This is a genomic window from Reyranella sp. GW821-FHT12G01 (assembly GCF_058806575.1).
The window spans coordinates 600,800-616,652 of record NZ_JBXAPV010000003.1 but is presented as its reverse complement, the minus strand read 5'-3'; the positions used below and the strand labels follow the sequence as shown (position 1 = coordinate 616,652).

The window sequence follows — 15,853 nt, the reverse complement described above, 5'->3', positions numbered from 1 at the left end:
TCGTGCCGCACCTGATCGCCGTTGACTGGGGCACGAGCTCGCTGCGCGGCGCCCGCCTTGATGCGGCGGGCGGCGTGATCGAGGAGAAGAGCGCGCCGCTCGGGATTCTCAACGTCCCGAACGGCGATTTCGCGGGCGTATTCGCGTCTCTGTTTTCCGAGTGGATGAAGCCGGCCGGCAGCGTCTGCCTGATCTCGGGCATGGCCGGCAGCCGGCAGGGCTGGGTCGAGGCGCCCTATGCGGCGTGCCCGGCCGGACCCGAGGAACTCAAGCGTCACCTGCACTGGATCGAGCCGGGCCGGATCGCGCTCGTGCCCGGCCTCAGCGTCGAGCAGGGCGAGGTTCCCGACGTGATGCGTGGCGAGGAAGTGCAGATCTTCGGTGCGATGCGGCTGGCGGGTCTCACCGACGGGCTGTTCGTGTTGCCGGGCACGCACAGCAAGTGGGCCACGGTCGCAGGCGGCCGGGTCACCGGCTTCCGCACCTATATGACGGGCGAGTTCTACGGGCTGCTCAGCCAGCATTCGATCCTGGCGCGAACCCTCGACGCCGATGCACCGCTCGACGAGGCGATGTTCCTGCGCGGTGTGACGCGGGCCGGCGAAGGTGAGGGCCTGCTGCACAACGCGTTCGGCGCCCGCGCACTCAGCCTGTTCAACCGCCTGTCGCCGGCCCAGTCGACGAGCTATCTCTCGGGCCTGCTGATCGGCGAGGAGCTTTTAGCGCAGGAGCTGCCGCCCGGCCGCGACGTGATCGCGATCGGCGCACCGGCACTCACGGCCCGCTATGCGCTGGCTCTCGGACCGGCAGGTGCGCGGGTACACCGCTTCGGCGCCGAGGCGACATGGGCCGGCTTGAGAGCTCTGCACGAATGACCACCGTCGACAGGTTCCGGGCCGCGCTGCAGGCGCTGCCCCTCGTCGCCATCCTGCGCGGGCTGAAGCCCGAAGAGGCGCCGGCGATTGGCGACGTACTGGTCGAGGCGGGTTTTCGCCTGATCGAGGTACCGCTCAACTCGCCTCGGCCGCTCGACAGCATCGCCGCCTTGCGCAAGCGCTTTCCCGACGCGGTGATCGGCGCGGGAACGGTGCTGACGGCCGCCGAGGTGCGCGAGGTGGCGTCGGCCGGTGGCGAGCTGATCGTGGCGCCGAACTTCGATCGCGCCGTCGTCGAGGAGACGGTGCGGCTCGGGATGGTGAGCATGCCCGGCATCATGACGCCCACCGAAGCCTTCGCCGCCCTGGGCGCGGGCGCCCATGGGCTAAAACTTTTTCCCGCCGAACTGGCTTCCCCCGCCGTCGTGAAGGCAATGCTGGCGGTACTGCCCAGAGGCACGAAGCTGATCCCGGTCGGCGGCATCGGCGCGGACAATATGGGCGCCTGGCGCGCGGCCGGCGCGGCGGGCTTCGGTCTCGGCTCGTCGCTCTACAAGCCAGGTGACGATGCCATGACGGTCCGCGCCAAGGCGGCGTCCATCGTATCGGCCCTGCGGCGCGGTTAGGTCTGCACACTCTCCGGTAGAAAGATCGCGACGGTGCACGTTAGTCTGCCCTCGAGGGAGGGCAGCTCATGACCACAACTGTCTACTTTGCGACCAACCGCACCATCAACCATCCGCAGGATCGTCCGGGCAGTTACACCTTCAACATCGTCTCGCCCGCGAAGCCGCAGGAAGTGACCTACGCGACGGCCTTCGTCGACAGCGCGAACCTCACCGCCGACACGGTCGGCGCGATCAGGTCGATCCAGGACATCACCCAGGGCGGTTTTAGCCAGGCGGCCATCGACGACCTGTCGATGGGCAACCGCAACATCCTCGTGTTCATCCACGGCTTCGCCAACAGCTTCGAGAACGCGATCACGCGCGCCGCCTTCAATCGCGAATGGCTGGCGCAATCGGGCGCCAGCGAAGCCGATACCACCGTGGTTGCCTTCAGCTGGCCGTCGCGGGGAGAGGTGCTCCTGCCGCCGTTCCCGTCCTTCGCCTATCGCTGGGACCAGACCACGGCCGGCCAGTCGGGCATCCATCTCATGAGCTTTCTCGCCAATCTCCTGCCGATCCTCGAAGCGGCGCGCGCGAATGGACGGCGTACTTTCCTGCTGGCCCACAGCATGGGCAACTGGGCGCTGCAGGCCGCCGTCGAAAGCTGGTTCATACACGGCAACGGCGATGCTTCGATGTTTGACGAGGTGTTCCTGGCCGCGCCCGACGAGATCGACACGACCTTCGACTTCGGGCCCTTCGGTCGGCTGAGCGCCCTCAGCCGTCTCGCGCGGCGTATCTCGATCCTCTACAACCGGGGCGACAAGGTGCTCGATATCCTGAGCGAAACGCTGAACGGCTCGAAGCGCCTGGGCCAGGACGGGCCGCGTGATCGCAACGATGCCGGCCACTTTCCAGCCGCCACCTATCGCATGTTCGATTGCAGCGGCTTCACCGACTACGTCGCCGACTTCCAGGGATCGCACCAGTATTACCGGCGGTCGCCCGGGGTTCGCGATGCGCTGGCTGGGATGATGAGGCCGTAGGACGCGCCGCCAGTCGCGCGATACACTCGCGCGACGGCAACGGTCCGGGGGAGACGACAATGAAGATCAAGAGCTACGAGATTTTCCGCTGCGACGCGGGCTGGCGTCTCTTCTCCTTCCTCAAGCTGGTGACCGATACCGGCCCGATCGGCTGGTCCGAATACAATGAGAGCTTCGGCAGCCCGGGCCTCACGGGCGTCATCGAGAACCTGATGCCGAACGTGATCGGCATGGACCCGATGGACATCGAGCTGGTGAACGCCGTGCTCGGCACCAAGTCGACGCAGTCGCGCGGCAGCGTGGTGCGGCAGGCGATCGCCGCCATCGAGAACGCACTGCTCGACATCAAGGGCAAGGCGCTGGGCGTGCCGGTCTATCAGCTGCTGGGCGGCAAGCTGCGCGACCGCATCCCCGTCTACTGGTCGCATTGCGGTTCCTACCGCATGCGCAATCCCGACATCTGCGGCACGCCCGCGGTGCGCACCTACGACGATTTCATGCGCACCGGCGAGGAGGTGCGCAAGAAGGGTTTTACCGCCTGCAAGACCAATATCGCGATGGAAGTCGACGGCAAGCTGCGCGCCTATCGTCCCGGTTTCGTCGTCGGCAAGGGCTTCCCCGAGCGCAACTGGGACGCCTTCATCGCGCGCAGTGCCGCCAAGACCGTCGAGGCGTTCCGCGCCGGCATCGGGCCCGATGTCGGCCTCATGCTCGACACCAACTTCCATTTCCGCACCGAAGGCTTCAAGCGCATCGCCGACGCGGTGGGACCGGCCGGTCTCACCTGGCTCGAGCTCGACATCCACGATCCGAAGTCGATCGCGATGATCCGCCGCGATGCGCCGTGCCCGATCGCCTCGGGCGAGACCTTGCTGGAGCGCCGCGACTTCCGTCCCTACCTCGAGGCCTATGCCTTCGACACCGCCATCGTCGACGTGATCTGGAACGGCTTCGCCGAGTCGCTGAAGATCGCGGCGATGGCCGACGTCTACGAGGTGAACGTGGCGCCGCACAATTTCTACGGCCATCTCGCCAGCGCCATCTCGGCGCATTTCTGCGCCGCCGTGCCGAACTTCCGCATCATGGAGATCGACATCGACGGCGTGCCGTGGCGCGACGAGATCGTCGACAACCCGCCGGTCTTCGAGAACGGCGACTACATCCTGCCCAAGGGACCGGGCTGGGGCGTCGAGCCGAACGAGGCGGCGATGCGCCGTCATCCACCCAAGACCTACGTCGTTTCGCAATAATAGTTACACGACATTCCCGCTTTCCGTGTTGCCAACGCATAGTATGTGAGGCCAACTCGGCGCCGCTGACTCGGGGGGAAGGGATTGCATTTGCGCGCGCCGCATCGCGGAAGACGCCGTCGTGGCGCGCTACCGAAGAGGGGGCGAGCACGAAAACTGGCGGTTCTCGCCGTCGCCATCGTGTCGATGGCGACGCCCGCATCGGCGCAGGACTCGCGCTGGGACGCCATTCTCTCGAACTCGAACTGGTACGTTCCGGTTCCCGGCCTGGTCGCCTACGCCACCGGCAGCAGCAGCACGACCATCAACCCGGTTCCGATCGGCGACCAGACTTTGTGGGCGCTCGGCACCGCGACCAACGGCGTCTTCACCGGGCAAAGCCTGGTGAGCTTCGCGATCGGGGGATTGGTGACCCCGCCCGGCAGCTCCTCGATGCAAGGCATCGTCACCGAGTCGGGCCAGATCAGGATTTCCTTCAGTTCGCCCGATAGCCCGACCGTCATCGGCATCGGCCAGATGCGCGAGATCGGCGGCGTGCCGTTGATGGAAATGCAGATGATCACCGGCTCGTCGCTGCTGATCACCCACTGGGCCTACATGACGCCCTACAATCCCCTGGTCTTCACGCCGCCATCGCCCACCCAGTATGTCAGCACCGATATCACCTCGCCGGAATGGCGCTGGACCGCCGGCACGACCTGGCGGGTCTCGAGCCCGACGGTGTTCGGCACCGCGACTCCCGGCACGTTCAAGATCACCAACTACAGTAACGGCTACTACTGGGGCGTGGGCGCCGCGCCGCTCGACAGCACCGTCGGCAACTACACCGTGCTGGGGTCGATCACGCCCGAGGGCAATGTCCTGTTCAGCCTGTTGTTCGGCGGCACGTCGCTGGAGAGCTTGTCGGGACTGATCACCGGCGACGCCACGACCGGCAACATGGCGTTGCGCGCCTACACCCTGTCCGGACCGACCGGTGCGCCTACTGTCGCCGACATCATGCCGGTCTCAACCATCGCGACCGGTCAGACCTACTTCCTGAGCAATGTCGGCTCGACCGTGATTCCGGCCTTCACCGGCGGCACCTTGCAGGTCGACGCGAGCGGGATCTTCGGTCAGAATTTCATCGTCGACGGCTCGTCGACCAACCGCCTCGATCTGCGCGGCAACTCGGCGGTGTTTACGGGCGTGTTGTCGGATGCCGTGCCGGGCACGCCAGGCAATCTCACCATCGCCAACAGCGGCACTGGTGGACGGGCCTCCTTCGCGGGCGCCAACACCTACACCGGGCTCACCACCATCGATACCGGTGCGACGCTCTCGGTCGACGGCTCGATCGTCTCGCCAGTCTCGGTCAACGGCGTGTTGCGCGGCACCGGCACGGTGAGCGGCGCCACCACGGTGCAGAGCGGCGGCACGCTGGCGCCGGGCAACAGCCCGGGCACGCTCACCTTCAACGCGCCGGTCGTCATGCTGCCGGGCAGTGCGCTCTCGCTCGACATCGATGGCATGGGCACCGGCGCGGGCGCCGGCAATTTCAGCCGCGTGCTGGTGACGGGCGCCGGCAACAGTTTCACCGCTGGCGGCACGCTGCAGCCGGTGCTGCGCGACATCACGGGCTCGGCCACCAACAGTTTCACGCCCGGCATCGGCCAGCAGTTTCTGGTCGTCGCAGCCGAAGGCGGCGTGCAGGGAAGCTTCACGGGCCTTGTACAGCCGGTGGGTCTCGCCGCCGGCACGCGCTTCGACGCTCTCTACGCGCCGTCCTCGGTCTCGCTCGTGGTGACGCCGGCCGCCTACGGCAATCTCGGCGCCGCCGGCTTGCCGCAGACGTCCAGCCAGATGGCGGTCGGTCAAGCGCTCGATGCATTGCGTCCTGCGGCCGGATTGCGCTTGAGCGGACTTGCACAGACGCTCTTCGCGCCGCTTTACAGCCTGCCGGCCTCGTCGATCCCGCAAGCGCTCGACCAGCTCTCGCCCAGTCTCTATGGCGACATGATGCTGTCGGCGCGGCAGGGCTTTTATGGATTCGCCGATCAGGTGACGCAGCGACTGGGCACGCGCCGCGCAGCGCAGGGCGGTGTGTCGAACGTCGCCGAAAGCTGCGGCCAGACCTGCGCCGGCCTGCCGAATGCCGCGCCCACTGCGGTGGCGGGTCCGCTCGGAACGACGGCTTGGCTCTCCGGCTTCGGCCAGTGGACGCAGGTCGCCGCGGGCGCCGCGCCCGGCTTCCAGTCGTCGCTGACCGGCGTGATGGCCGGCCTCGACAAGGAACTGGCGCCGGGCGTCGTCGCCGGTGTCGCGGTGGGTGGCGGCAGCGCCAACACCTTTGCCGGCAATGGCGCGACAGCGCTGGGCTCGGCGCTGCAGGCGATGGTCTATGGCGAGTACGCGGCAGGAGCGTTCTTCGTCGGCGGCCAGGCGGCCTATCTGCGCTTCGATCGATCCATGACGCGTCCGCTCGGCGCGTGGAACAGCGTGACGCGCGACAGCCTCGTCACGAACGGCGTGGGCGGCCAGGTCGCCACGGGCATGCGACTGCCCTTCAGTGGCTGGCAGGTTGAGCCGACGATCTCTTTTGCCGCTGCGGGATGGTCGAGCCCCGCGACAGTCGAGCAGAACGCCAACGGGCTTGCGCAGCAGATCAACGGACAATCGCTGACCAGCCTGCGCGGCGCGCTCACCCTGCCGGTGAGCCGCACGCTCACGCTTGGCGACGACCGGTCGATGACGCTTCGCGGCCTGTTGGGCTGGACGCATGAGTTTGCCGACATCGCCGCGACGACCCAGGCCGCTTTCGTGGCCGCACCCGGCGTGCCGTTCGCCACCACGACCGCGGCGATCGCGCGCGATTCGATCCTGCTCGGCCTGTCCGTCGACTATGCCGTCAGCGATGGCGTGGCGGTGTTCGCGGGCTGGCAAGGCGCGCTCGGTGCGTCTTCAAGCACTCAAACGCTGCGCGCCGGCTTGCGCATGACCTGGTAGGGGGAGGACATAATGATTCGAACGATTGCAGGCTTGTCGCTTGGTCTGATGCTGACGGCGACTTCGGTTGAGGCCCAGGTCTATTGCCGGGCGGAAGGCGTGCCGCGTGGCTGCGTCTGGGCGCCGGCCGCCAGTCCGGGCGTCGGTGCACCCGGTGTCGGAGTAACCCCGGGCGTGGGTGCGGGCGCACCTGGGGTCGGCGTGACGCCCGGTGTCGGCGTGGGCGCGCCCGGAGCCGGCGTGACGCGGGACGGCGTCGATGGGGCGGTAAACGGCGGCGGTCCGGTCAATCGCGCCGGTCGTCGGTAAGTGCCTGATTATAAATAGGAATTAGGATCTGTAGCCGAAATTGATTTCGCGGGCCTTGTATTTGAGAACAATCAAGATATATCTTGGATATGTTCAATCATAACAGGACGCAAACAATGAGAGCTTTCCATCATCATCACCGGGGCGAAGAGAGCCGCGGCCACCGCCATCATTTTGGACGGCGCGGCTTCGGCGGTCCCGGCCATCACTGGCACGGCGACGCGGGCGAGGGTCGCGGCGGACGCGGCCGGCGGCGGGTCTTCGACGCGGGCGAGCTGCGGCTCGTGCTGCTCAAGCTGATCGCCGACCAGCCGCGGCACGGCTACGAGCTGATCCGCGCCATCGAGGAACTGACCGGCGGCAGCTACGTGCCGAGCCCCGGCATGATCTATCCGACGCTCACGATGCTCGACGAGATGGGCCACATCGCCGAGACCAAGTCGGACGGCGCGCGAAAAGCCTTCGCGGTGACGCCCGACGGCACGATCCACCTCGTCGAGCGCAAGGCCGAGGTCGACGCGCTGTTCGCGCGGCTGGCGGAACTCGCCAACGTGCAGGAGCGCACCGATGCGGCGCCGGTTCGCCGTGCCATGAACAGCCTGCGCGAGGCGCTGATCCATCGGCTCGGCCGCGAGGGCGTGCAGAAGCAGACGGTCCACGACGCGGTCGCGATCATCGACGAGGCCGTTCAGAAGATCGAACGCTTATGAGCACCCACAGCACCGCGCGCGTGCCGACCAAGAACGGCAGCCGCTACCTCCAGCAGCTCTGCAAGCACTGGAGCCACAATCTCGAGGTCGAGTTCACGCCGGAGAAGGGCAGGGTCGTGTTCCCGCGCAATGCCCGCGGCGCGGACTGGCCGGGCGATGCGACGCTCCTGCTCGAAGCCCACGCCGATGGGCTGGAGTGTCGCCTCGACGCCAGCGCGCCGGAACAGCTCGAAGCGTTGAAGGGCGCCGTCGCGCGCCACATCGACCGCTTCGCCTTCCGCGAGGCGCCGCTCACCTACGACTGGCGCGACGCGTGACAAGCCGCGCGCTTGTTATCCCGGGGGCGCACCTGCACATTCCGCGCGAGTGCAGCCCCTGAGGATCCCATGTCGAGTATTCCGGAAGACGTCTTTACCGAGCCCGAAGATTTTTCGCCGGATACGCTGGCAAACCTGGGACCGCTGGCCCGCCTCGCGGGCGAATGGGAATCCGACAAGGGCATCGATATCGCGCCGAAGGCGGAAGGGCCGGAGCAGCGCAACTTCCGTGAGCATATCCGGATGGAGCCGATCGACCCGCAGCCCAACGGGCCGCAGCTCCTTTACGGCCTGCGCTACCACATCCACATCAACACCGACGAGGAAGCCATCACCTTCCACGACCAGGTCGGTTACTGGTTGTACGAGCCGGCCACCGGCCTGATCATGCAGTCCATCGCCATCCCGCGCGGCCAGGTCGTGCTGGCGGGCGGCACGGCGAAGCCGGGCGACAAGACCATCTCGGTCGAGGCCAAGCGCGGCGATACCCGCTTCGGCATCTGCTCGACGACCTTCCTCGAGGAAGCGTTCCGCACGGACTATTACCGCATCGACATCACCTTCAACGATGACGGCACCTGGTCCTACGTGACGCGCACCGATCTCGCGGTGCGCGGCAAGACCCCGGCCTTCAACCATCGCGACACGAACACCTTGCGGCGTGTGGCGGCGCCGGCAGAGAACCCGATGGTCGGCCTGCTGAAGACCGGCAAGTACGACGAATAGCGACTGCTACTTCAGCTTCAGGCCGATCACCCGCACCAGCCCGTCCGGCATGGGCTTGTAGCCCTCGAGCCGGTCGATGTGCGCGATCAGGATCTGCGGGTGATAGAGGTAGAAGATCCAGCCTTCTGACAGGAACTTCGCGGCGATCTTCTCGTAGATCGCCTTGCGCGCGGCGGGGTCGGTGGTGGCGCGCGCTTCCTGGTGCCAGCCGTCGATCTCCTTGTCGCAATACTTGCCCATGTTCTGCGGCGCGCCGCAGGTCTGGTAGATCACCGAATTGCCGTCGGGATCGCTGCGACCGCTCCAGGTGTTCATGTAGACCTGGAAATTGCCGTCCTCTCCCTGCTTCAGCGCGGTGGCGACTTCGGTGACGCGGATTTTCAGATCGAAGCCGGCCTCGGCCGCCATCGACTGCACGACCTCGGCCACGGCGCGTGTCTCGGGCGTGTTGCTCACCATGAAGTCGAGCACGAGCGGCGTGGTGACACCGGCTTCCTTCAGCAGTGCCTTCGCCTTGGCGACGTCGCGCTTCGGGACCGGGAATTTCTGCTGGTAGTAGGGGTTCTGCGGACTGACCCACTGGTTGCCCGGCACGAATTCGCCGTTGAACACGACCTGGTTGATGGTCTCGCGATCGATTGCCAGATCGAAGGCGCGACGCACCCGCGGGTCCTTGCCGAAGGGCGTGTCGGCCTTGGGACCGTTGGCGACATTGGCGAACAGGGCGAACCAGCCCAGCGACACCGCCTTGCTGAGCTTGAGCTTCGGCGTGTCGCGCACCGTCTTGATGTCGGTGGCCAGCACGCGCTCGATCAGGTCGAGGCCGCCCGAACGAAGGTTGGCCAACCGCACGGTCGCATCGACGATCGGCAGGTAGGTGATCTTGTCGATGAACACCTGGTCCTTGTTCCAGTAGTCGGCGAACTTCTCGACGACGATGCGGTCCTGCTGGACCCGCTCGACCAGCTTATAGGGACCTGCACAGACCGGCTTCAAACCGAACTTGTCGCCCGCCGCCTCGGCCGCCTTGGGGGAGACCATCATGCCGGCGCGGTCGGTGAGCTGAGCCAGCAGCGGCGAGAAGGGCTGCTTCAGGTTCAGCTTGATCGTCAGCGGGTCGACGACCTCCACCGTGTCGATCGTGCCGATCTCGGGCTTGCGGAACGAGCTCTTCATGTTGAGGTGGCGGTCGAGGCTGTATTTGGCAGCCGCCGCGTCGAAGACTTCGCCGTCATGGAATTTCACATTCGGACGGAGCTTCACGATGACCGTCTTGCCGTCGGCCGAGGTCTCATGGCTCAGCGCAAGCTGCGGGACGATGCCGAGCTTCTCGTCGATGTCGAACAGCTTGTCGCAGATCGAGGCGAAGACGATGCGCGCCGTGTAGGTCCGCGACAGCGTAGGGTCGAGAACGTCAGGGTCGTCACCGAGCCCGATGCGCAGATGGCTTTGCGCCGAGGCGGCGGTCGCCGCCATACAAAGAGTGGCAGCCACGACGAAGCAGCGAGCGATCGATCCCATGATCCCCTCCGGTCTGTCCCCGGAGGAGATGGTGCACACGCCGTGCCAGCGGCGTGGATTCCTATTCTACAGGCGCGCTACTTCAGCTTGAGGCCGACCACCCGCAGCAACCCGTCCGGCACCTTCCGGAAGCCTTCGAGGCGGGCGGTGTGGGCCGCCAAATTCTGCGGATGGTAGAGGTAGAATATCCAGCCCTTGTCGAGAAAGCGCTCGGTGATCTTGCGATAGACCGCCTTGCGCGCCTCCAGATCGGTCGCGGCGCGGGCTTCCTGGTGCCAGCCATCCAGTTCCTTGTCGCAATACTTCGCCATGTTCTGCGGCGCGCCGCAGGTCTGATAGATCACCGAATTGCCGTCGGGATCGCTGCGGCCGCTCCAGGTCAGCGCATAGACCTGGAAGTCGCCGTCTTCGCCCGCCTTCAGCGCGGTCGCCACCTCGACGACGCGCAGCTTGAGGTCGAAGCCGGCTTCCGCGACCAGCGACTGCACGACCTCGGCGATGGCGCGCGACTCGGGCGCGTTGTTCACCATGTAGTCGAGCGTCAGCTTGCCGGTGATGCCGGCTTCCTTCATCAGCGCCTTGGCCTTGGCGATGTCCCGCTTCGGGATCGGGAAGTCCTTCTGATAGTAGGGGCTCTGCGGGCTGATCCACTGGTTGCCCGGCACGAACTCGCCGTTGAACACGACCTGGTTGATGGCATCGCGATCGAGCGCCAGCTCGAAGGCCTTGCGTACCCGCGGGTCCTTGCCCAGCGGGTTGTTCGACTTCGGCCCGTTGTCCTGGTTGATCATCAGGCCGAACCAGGCCAGCGACACCGAGTTGGCGAGCTTCAGCTTGGGATCGCCGCGCACCGTCGGGATGTCGGTCGCCAGGATGCGCTCGGTGAGGTCGATGCCGCCGGAGCGCAGGTTGGCGAGGCGCACGGTGGTGTCGACGATCGGCAGGTAGGTCACCTTGTCGATGAAGACCTGGTCCTTGTTCCAGTAGTCGGCGAACTTCTCGACGACGATCCGGTCCTGCTGGACCCGCTCGACGAACTTGTAGGGGCCGGCGCACACCGGCTTCAGCCCGAACTTGTCGCCTGCCGCTTCGGCGGCCTTCGGCGAGACGATCATGCCCGACCGGTCGGTGAGCTGGGCGATCAGCGGCGAGAAGGGCTGCTTCAGGTTCAGCCTTATGGTGAGCGGATCGACCACGTCGACGCTGTCGACGATGCCGATCTCGGGCTTGCGGTAGGAGCCCTTCATCGTGAGATGACGGTCGAGGCTGTACTTGGCCGCGGCGGCGTCGAGCGGCTCGCCGTCATGGAACTTCACGCCGGGGCGCAGCTTGATCGTGACCTGCTTGCCGTCGGCCGAGGTCTCGTGGCTGAGCGCAAGCTGGGGAACGATCGCGAGAGTCTCGTCGATGTCGAACAGCTTGTCGCAGATCGAGGCAAAGACGATGCGGCCGGTGTAGGTGCGCGACAGCGTCGGATCGAGCACGTCGGGATCGTCACCGATGCCGATCCGCAAGTGGCCCTGCGCAGAGGCGGTGCCTGCCGCCGCGCAGAGAGCCAATGTCATAAGAGCGTGCCGAACCGTCCGCATGCTGCCTCCCATCCTAACTGTCAGGAGACTCCAGCATGCGGCATGCCACGGGGCTACAGCGTTCTAAAGAAAGATGCGCTGCTTGGAAAAAGCCCGTCGTCCTGAGCGAAGCCGCCCAAAGGGCGGCGCAGTCGAAGGACCTCTTTTCCGGCGCACGGCCTGTCGAAGTGAAAAGAGGTCTTTCGACTACGCTGCGCTCCGCTCAGGACGACGGATACTTCTTCCCGGAAAGACCCTAGCGAATCTCGAAACCCATCTTGGCCAGCGCGGCGCGCAGGGTCTCGCGGCCGTTCATCGCCTTGATCGGGGCGAGGCGGTTCAGCACGCGCTGCGTCCAGGTCGCGGCCTGCAGCTCGTGGCGGGCCGAGAACTTGCTCATTTCGGCATCGTAGGCGGCGCGGAGCGCCTCTTCTTTCGAGGCGTCGTAGCGTTCCTTGTGGAGCACCGCCGACTGCGGCAGGCGCGGCTTCACCTCACCTTCGCCCTTCTCGGTGGCGTAGCCGACGCAGAGGCCGAACACGACGACGGCCTGCGGCGGCAGGCCCAGCAGTTCGGCGACCTTGATCGGGTCGTTGCGCATGGCGCCGATATAGACCGTGCGCAGGCCGACCGACTGGGCGGCGACCACGGCGTTCTGCGCGGCCAGCGCGGCGTCGATCGAGGCGACCATGAAGGTCTCGAGCCACGGCATCGTCTCGAACTCGGTCCTGGTGGCGTTCGAGATGCGCTGGTTGCGCGACATGTCGGCAACCCAGGCGATGAACAGCGGGCACTGCTCGATATGCTTCTGGCCGCCGGCGATCTCGGCCAGCACCTTCTTCTTGGCGGGATCGGTGACGGCGACGGCCGACCACCACTGCATGTTGGAGCTGGTCGCGGCCGACTGGGCGGCGGCGATCATGCTTTCAAGCGTGCCGGCCGGCACCGGATCGGGCTTGTAGCCGCGCACCGAGCGGTGATCGAGCATGGTGGCGATCGTCTCGTTCCAGGCGCCGATCGAGGGCACCGCGTCGGCGCCGTAGCGGCGGACGAGGGCGTCGGTGGCGGCGTCGGTCTTGGGGGCGGTAGCGGGCGTCAGGGAGTCCATCAGGCAATGCTCTCGGGTTTGCGGCGGGTGATCGCGGTGACCAGCGCCAGGAAAATGAAACCGGTGACGATCATGAAGATGGCACGCGGTTCGTCGTGATCCATCAGGAAGGCATAGAGCAGCGGAGCGACCATGCCGCCCAGGTTGAAGCCGGTGCTGACGAAGCCGAACACCTTGCCGAACGAACCTGGCGGCGTGACGGCGCGCACCATCATGTCGCGCGAGGGCTGGATGATGCCATTCAAGAGACCGCCCGCGGACATGACCGCGACCAGCACAAAGCCCGGCATGTTCACCCAGGCCATCAGGATCGCCATTGTCGAGGTGCAGGCGAAGCCGACGGCGGCAACGCGCTCATGGTGCGGCGTGCGATCGGCGATGATGCCGCCCAGCAGCACGCCGCCGGCGCTGCACAGAAGGAAGGCGGAGAGGGCCACCGCCGCGATATCGGCAGGCGTGCCGTGGATCTTCCCCATGCCGACGATGGTGTAGGTCTGGATGCCGCCATTGGCCATGGCGAGGCAGAAGAAGAACAGCAGGTTGCGCAGGATCGGCGCGCTCAGCAGCAGGTCGAGTCCGACCTTCTGGCCGGCTTTCGCCGCGTCCTGCCCGGGCTTGTGCGAGATGCGCGGCAGGATGCTGCCTGCCACGATCAGCACGAAGGCGGTCGCGATGGAGAGGCCGGCGACGAACAGGAAGGCGCCATGCCAGCCCCAGATCGCCGCGCACCCGAGCGCCAGCGCGGGCGTCACGCCCGAGCCGAGATAGCCCGCGAAGGTGTGGATCGAGAAGGCCTTGCCGATCCGCTTGTGGTCGACGGTGGCCGACAGGATCGAATAGTCGGACGGGTGATAGACGGTGTTGGCGAGGCCGAGGAAGCCGTAGGCGATGACGAAGAACCAGTAGCCCGGCAGCAGCGCGGCCGCGGCGATGGCGATGCCGCCCAGGATCAGGCCGCCGGTGAGCATGGCGCGCGGGCCGATGCGGTCGACCAGGAAGCCGGCCGGAGTCTGGAACAGGGCCGAGGCGGCGTTGAAGGCCGTGAGTGCGAGGGCGATGTCGACATAGTCGACGCCGAGCGCTTCCTTCACCTGGCCGAACAGCGGCGGCAGCAGCATGATGTGCACGTGGCTCACGAAATGCGCCACGGCGATCAGCGCGATCACCTTGAATTCGCGGGCCTTCTTCGCATCCGTGCCGGTATCGCTCGCCGGCAGGTCGAAAGGATCACTCGTCGACGACATTTACGCCCAAAGTCCCTATGCCTGAGATCTCGACCTCGACCTTGTCGCCGGTCTTCATCCAGAGCGGCGGCTTTCGGCCGGCGCCCACGCCGTCGGGCGTGCCGGTGGCAATGACGTCGCCCGGCTCGAGCCAGGTCACGGTCGAGAGATATTCGATGATGGTCGCGACATCGAAGATCATGTGATCGGTCGTGTCGTGCTGAACCACGGTGCCGTTCAACCGCGTCGTGAGTTCCAGCCGCTGCGGATCGGCGATCACGTCGGACGTGACCATCCAGGGTCCGAGCGGTCCGGTCGCGGGGAAGTTCTTGCCGGCAAAGACCGAATGCTTCTGGAAGTCGCGCACGCTGCCGTCGATGAAGCAGGTGTAACCCGCAATCACCGAGAGCGCGCTGGCGCGCGAGACGTGGCGGCAGCGTTCGCCGATCACGATGGCGAGTTCGCCCTCATAGTCGAAGTCGATCGAGGCGCGCGGCCGCACGATGTCGCCGCCGTGCGGCACCAGCGTGTTGTGCAGGCGGGAGAAGACGCTGGGCACCGTCGGCATCTGGCGTCCGACTTCGCCGACATGGCTGGCATAGTTGAGGCCGACGCAGAGGATCTTCCCGGGATCGGGAATGACCGGCAGCAGCTCGACGTCTTCAAACTGGAGATCGGCCGCTGCGTCCTTCGTCATGGTGCGCAGTTCGTCGAGCACGTTCGCCGCGATGACGGCACGCAGGCTTTCCCAGCGTCCGTTCGTGCGCGCCGACAGATCGACGATGCCGCCCTCGACGGCCGCGCCGAATTTGTTCGCGCCCGCATGGCGAAAGCTGACCAACCGCATGGGGACGGACCCTAGGGCGATTGGAGGAGCTTCGAAAGACCTTTGGAGAGTTTGATGCTGTCGACCGCGCCCGGCTTCGCAAGTGCACCATTGCTGGCTTTCGCCGGCTTCTGGAGCGCGAGCCCTTCGGCCATCGAGATCGCACAGGCGACGCCGTCGAGCAGCGGCGCATCGACCATGTGCTTCAGCTTGGCTGCAAGACCCGCCAGGCCTGCGCCGCCCAGGATGACGACGTCGGCGCCGTCTTCCTGGACGCAGGCGCTGCAGCCTTTTGCCAGTAATTCCATGGCGGCCTTGGGGTTACGCGCGATGTCGGCGCCGGTCGGCGCGACGGTACGCACCGAGGCCAGCCGCGAGGTGAGACCGTGGCTCGCCACGAATTCCTCGAGCATCGACTTCCAGCGCTCGCCGCCGGTGACGATGGAGAAGCGGTTGCCGATCGCACAGGCTTGCAGGATCGACGCATCAGCCATGCCCACGACCGGGACCGGACTGACCTCCTTCAGGGCGGCGAGGCCGGGATCGCCGAAGCAGGCGAGCACCACGACATCCTTCGGCCCGCGATCGTTGGCATAGGCGTCGAGCGCGGCATGGCTTGCAATCGCGTAGGCCGCGCGCGAGGCGATGTAGCGCGGACCGAACGCGCCGGTGAGGGCGCGCAGCCGCGTGCCCTTCGACGCGAAGGTCTTGGCGGTCCTGAGCACGAGGTCGGTGATCGATTTCGTCGTGTTGGGATTGATCAGCAGGATGTTGGTCATGG

General features: G+C 66.3%; 15 protein-coding genes. 9 read left to right on the top strand and 6 right to left on the bottom strand.

All coding sequences use genetic code 11. The annotated features are described in order from the left end of the window. Positions 1-2 precede the first annotated feature (2 nt). The 9 genes from AC1RP5_RS27940 to AC1RP5_RS27900 all read left to right on the top strand — a co-directional run bounded on the left by AC1RP5_RS27940 (position 3) and on the right by AC1RP5_RS27900 (position 8,826). The gene (locus tag AC1RP5_RS27940) at positions 3-875 is read left to right on the top strand and encodes a 2-dehydro-3-deoxygalactonokinase (RefSeq protein WP_493116077.1); all 873 of its coding nucleotides are present in this window, start codon (positions 3-5) and stop codon (positions 873-875) included. Next, positions 872-1,501, top strand: coding sequence for a 2-dehydro-3-deoxy-6-phosphogalactonate aldolase (locus AC1RP5_RS27935; protein WP_493116076.1), 630 nt, complete (start codon positions 872-874; stop codon positions 1,499-1,501). The genes AC1RP5_RS27940 and AC1RP5_RS27935 overlap by 4 nt, the downstream gene beginning before the upstream one ends. Before the next feature lie 68 nt (positions 1,502-1,569). Next, entirely contained in the window at positions 1,570-2,529 is a 960-nt protein-coding gene (locus AC1RP5_RS27930; protein WP_493116075.1) for an alpha/beta fold hydrolase, read from the top strand. 59 nt (positions 2,530-2,588) lie between these two features. Then, the gene (locus tag AC1RP5_RS27925) at positions 2,589-3,779 is read left to right on the top strand and encodes a mandelate racemase/muconate lactonizing enzyme family protein (protein WP_493116074.1); all 1,191 of its coding nucleotides are present in this window, start codon (positions 2,589-2,591) and stop codon (positions 3,777-3,779) included. Between the two features lie 186 nt (positions 3,780-3,965). After that, entirely contained in the window at positions 3,966-6,764 is a 2,799-nt protein-coding gene (locus AC1RP5_RS27920; protein ID WP_493116073.1) for an autotransporter outer membrane beta-barrel domain-containing protein, read from the top strand. Between the two features lie 12 nt (positions 6,765-6,776). Next, positions 6,777-7,073, top strand: coding sequence for a hypothetical protein (locus AC1RP5_RS27915; protein WP_493116072.1), 297 nt, complete (start codon positions 6,777-6,779; stop codon positions 7,071-7,073). 116 nt (positions 7,074-7,189) lie between these two features. Then, positions 7,190-7,783, top strand: coding sequence for a PadR family transcriptional regulator (locus AC1RP5_RS27910; protein WP_493116071.1), 594 nt, complete (start codon positions 7,190-7,192; stop codon positions 7,781-7,783). Beyond that, positions 7,780-8,100 carry a DUF2218 domain-containing protein gene (locus AC1RP5_RS27905; protein WP_493116070.1) on the top strand — a complete coding sequence of 107 codons (321 nt, stop codon included), beginning with the start codon at positions 7,780-7,782 and terminating at the stop codon, positions 8,098-8,100. The genes AC1RP5_RS27910 and AC1RP5_RS27905 overlap by 4 nt, the downstream gene beginning before the upstream one ends. Positions 8,101-8,169: 69 nt before the next feature. Next, a complete protein-coding gene (locus AC1RP5_RS27900; RefSeq protein WP_493116069.1) occupies positions 8,170-8,826 on the top strand; it encodes an FABP family protein in 657 nt (218 codons plus the stop codon). A gap of 6 nt (positions 8,827-8,832) precedes the next feature. Here the strand turns inward: AC1RP5_RS27900 and AC1RP5_RS27895 are convergent, their stop codons facing one another. The 6 genes from AC1RP5_RS27895 to AC1RP5_RS27870 all read right to left on the bottom strand — a co-directional run bounded on the left by AC1RP5_RS27895 (position 8,833) and on the right by AC1RP5_RS27870 (position 15,851). Next, positions 8,833-10,347, bottom strand: a complete 1,515-nt coding sequence (locus tag AC1RP5_RS27895) for an ABC transporter substrate-binding protein (protein ID WP_493116068.1) — start codon at positions 10,345-10,347, stop codon at positions 8,833-8,835. A 77-nt stretch (positions 10,348-10,424) separates the two neighbouring features. Next, complete coding sequence (locus tag AC1RP5_RS27890) at positions 10,425-11,936, bottom strand: ABC transporter substrate-binding protein (protein WP_493116067.1); 1,512 nt, start codon at positions 11,934-11,936, stop codon at positions 10,425-10,427. Positions 11,937-12,171: 235 nt separating this feature from the next. Then, positions 12,172-13,023 carry a nitroreductase family protein gene (locus AC1RP5_RS27885; RefSeq protein WP_493116066.1) on the bottom strand — a complete coding sequence of 284 codons (852 nt, stop codon included), beginning with the start codon at positions 13,021-13,023 and terminating at the stop codon, positions 12,172-12,174. Then, the gene (locus AC1RP5_RS27880) at positions 13,023-14,267 is read right to left on the bottom strand and encodes an MFS transporter (protein WP_493116065.1); all 1,245 of its coding nucleotides are present in this window, start codon (positions 14,265-14,267) and stop codon (positions 13,023-13,025) included. Before AC1RP5_RS27880 ends, AC1RP5_RS27885 begins: the two co-directional genes overlap by 1 nt. Next, on the bottom strand, positions 14,251-15,093 hold the full coding sequence (locus tag AC1RP5_RS27875; RefSeq protein ID WP_493116064.1) for a fumarylacetoacetate hydrolase family protein: 843 nt from the start codon (positions 15,091-15,093) through the stop codon (positions 14,251-14,253). Before AC1RP5_RS27875 ends, AC1RP5_RS27880 begins: the two co-directional genes overlap by 17 nt. Before the next feature lie 11 nt (positions 15,094-15,104). After that, on the bottom strand, positions 15,105-15,851 hold the full coding sequence (locus AC1RP5_RS27870) for an aspartate/glutamate racemase family protein (RefSeq protein ID WP_493116063.1): 747 nt from the start codon (positions 15,849-15,851) through the stop codon (positions 15,105-15,107). Between the last annotated feature and the right edge of the window lie 2 nt (positions 15,852-15,853).

Coding starts and splice junctions, on each gene's coding strand:
- AC1RP5_RS27935 (WP_493116076.1), top strand. CDS start 872: ATGACCACCGTCGACAGGTTCCGGGCCGCGCTGCAGGCGCTGCCCCTC.
- AC1RP5_RS27930 (WP_493116075.1), top strand. CDS start 1,570: ATGACCACAACTGTCTACTTTGCGACCAACCGCACCATCAACCATCCG.
- AC1RP5_RS27925 (WP_493116074.1), top strand. CDS start 2,589: ATGAAGATCAAGAGCTACGAGATTTTCCGCTGCGACGCGGGCTGGCGT.
- AC1RP5_RS27920 (WP_493116073.1), top strand. CDS start 3,966: ATGGCGACGCCCGCATCGGCGCAGGACTCGCGCTGGGACGCCATTCTC.
- AC1RP5_RS27915 (WP_493116072.1), top strand. CDS start 6,777: ATGATTCGAACGATTGCAGGCTTGTCGCTTGGTCTGATGCTGACGGCG.
- AC1RP5_RS27910 (WP_493116071.1), top strand. CDS start 7,190: ATGAGAGCTTTCCATCATCATCACCGGGGCGAAGAGAGCCGCGGCCAC.
- AC1RP5_RS27905 (WP_493116070.1), top strand. CDS start 7,780: ATGAGCACCCACAGCACCGCGCGCGTGCCGACCAAGAACGGCAGCCGC.
- AC1RP5_RS27900 (WP_493116069.1), top strand. CDS start 8,170: ATGTCGAGTATTCCGGAAGACGTCTTTACCGAGCCCGAAGATTTTTCG.
- AC1RP5_RS27895 (WP_493116068.1), bottom strand. CDS start 10,347: ATGGGATCGATCGCTCGCTGCTTCGTCGTGGCTGCCACTCTTTGTATG.
- AC1RP5_RS27890 (WP_493116067.1), bottom strand. CDS start 11,936: ATGCGGACGGTTCGGCACGCTCTTATGACATTGGCTCTCTGCGCGGCG.
- AC1RP5_RS27885 (WP_493116066.1), bottom strand. CDS start 13,023: ATGGACTCCCTGACGCCCGCTACCGCCCCCAAGACCGACGCCGCCACC.
- AC1RP5_RS27880 (WP_493116065.1), bottom strand. CDS start 14,267: ATGTCGTCGACGAGTGATCCTTTCGACCTGCCGGCGAGCGATACCGGC.
- AC1RP5_RS27875 (WP_493116064.1), bottom strand. CDS start 15,093: ATGCGGTTGGTCAGCTTTCGCCATGCGGGCGCGAACAAATTCGGCGCG.
- AC1RP5_RS27870 (WP_493116063.1), bottom strand. CDS start 15,851: ATGACCAACATCCTGCTGATCAATCCCAACACGACGAAATCGATCACC.